We start from the raw sequence: 1750 nt of genomic DNA on the forward strand, positions 1-1750 counted from the left end.
CGATGACGGCAACGAGCGGGCCTGGTTTTTCTTTGATGCAGGAGAACATCGGGTTTGCCTGCGTTGCCGAGGTGCCCTGTGTGATTGTGAACGTTATGAGGGGTGGGCCCAGCACGGGTTTGCCGACAAAACCCAGTCAGGGTGATGTGATGCAGGCTCGCTGGGGTACTCACGGTGAGCATCCCATAATTGTTCTTGCCGTATCCACGACCAGGGACTGTTTTGATGTAACCGTTCAGGCTTTCAACCTTTCGGAAAAGTACCGGACGCCTGTGATCATACTTGCCGATGAGGTTGTTGCTCATACCCGCGAGAAGATTTTTCTTCCCCACCCGGAAGAAGTTGAGGTGGTGGATCGAATAAAGCCCAGTATGCCTCCTGAGTGGTACATACCTTATGAGGATAACCCCCGGGGTGTTCCGCCCATGGCGCCGTTTGGTGAGGGGTACAGGTATCATGTAACGGGTCTGATTCACGACATTCGGGGGTTTCCTACGGAGAGGCCCGATGAGATTCAGCAGTTTCTTACCCGTATTCATCGGAAGATTTATCAGAATTACTTTGACATTGTGATGTTGAAGGAAGAGTTTGCGGAGGATGCGGAGATTCTTGTGGTTGCCTATGGGTCGGTGGCGAGGTCTGCGAGGCGTGCGGTAAGAGATGCGAGGAGGCGGGGGATCAGGGTCGGTTTGATACAGCTTGTAACCCTCTGGCCCTTTCCACGTCAGGCTCTTGAGCCCTATCTTATGAGGGTCAAGGCCGTTCTTGTGCCGGAGATGAATTTCGGGCAGGTGTCGAGAGAGATAAAGAGGATAAGTCAGGGTATGACCAGGGTTGAGAAGCTTAACCGGATAGACGGAGATCTTATAACCCCGCAGGAGATTCTTACGAGAATCATGAAGCTCTGAGGAGATCGTTATATGGCCGAAGTTACCAAGTTGATTCATAAGTATTTGAGGCACGATAAGAAGTTTCCTCATGTGTGGTGTCCCGGATGCGGTAATGGGATAATTCTCGGATCTTTGATTCGGGCGATAGATAAGCTTGGTTATGATAAGGACGATATTGTTCTTGTTTCGGGTATTGGATGTTCAAGTCGAATGCCCGTGTACGTTGATTTCAACACGCTCCATACCACTCACGGCCGTGCCCTTACTTTTGCCACGGGGATTAAGCTTGCCAGGCCGAGGCTTCAGGTCATAGTGGTAATGGGAGACGGTGATGCCACGGCCATTGGCGGTAATCATTTTATTCACGCGGCCCGCAGGAACCTTAACCTTACGGCAATAATAGTGAACAATAACATATACGGCATGACGGGTGGGCAGTATTCTCCTACGACGCCTTACGGGATGTATTCGACCACTTCGCCTTTTGGTCACATAGAGCATCCCTTTGCCATATCTGAGCTTGCGGTGTCTGCCGGGGCGAGTTTTGTTGCGCGGGGCACGGTTTACCATACTCAGCTTCTGGACGAGCTTATAGTCAAGGCAATCAGGAAGAGGGGCTTTGCTGTTGTGGAGGTTATCAGTAACTGCCATACTCAGTACGGCAGGAAGAACAGGCTGGGCGGTCCTGTTGAGATGCTGAGGTGGATGAAGGAGGTTTCGGTAAGGGTGGAGAAGGCGGAAAAGATGTCCCCGGAGGAGCTTGAAGGCAGGATAACCATAGGGGTTCTGGTGGACAGGGAACTACCCATCTACACGCAGGAGTATGAGAAGATCCGGGAAGAGGCGAGGCAGAGATTTCT

At 51.7% G+C, this 1750-nt stretch carries 2 protein-coding genes; both read left to right on the top strand.

Annotated elements, in window-relative coordinates; translation table 11 throughout:
- Nucleotides 1-908: 2-oxoacid:acceptor oxidoreductase subunit alpha (locus BM091_RS13670; protein ID WP_093396569.1), on the top strand; the 908-nt coding region annotated here is incomplete at its 5' end.
- A 12-nt stretch (nt 909-920) separates the two neighbouring features.
- Nucleotides 921-1750 (top strand): 2-oxoacid:ferredoxin oxidoreductase subunit beta (locus tag BM091_RS13675; protein ID WP_093396570.1); only part of this gene is annotated, 830 nt, incomplete at its 3' end.

Origin of the sequence: Thermodesulforhabdus norvegica (assembly GCF_900114975.1) — a bacterium.
Classification (GTDB): Bacteria; Desulfobacterota; Syntrophobacteria; order Syntrophobacterales; family Thermodesulforhabdaceae; genus Thermodesulforhabdus; species Thermodesulforhabdus norvegica.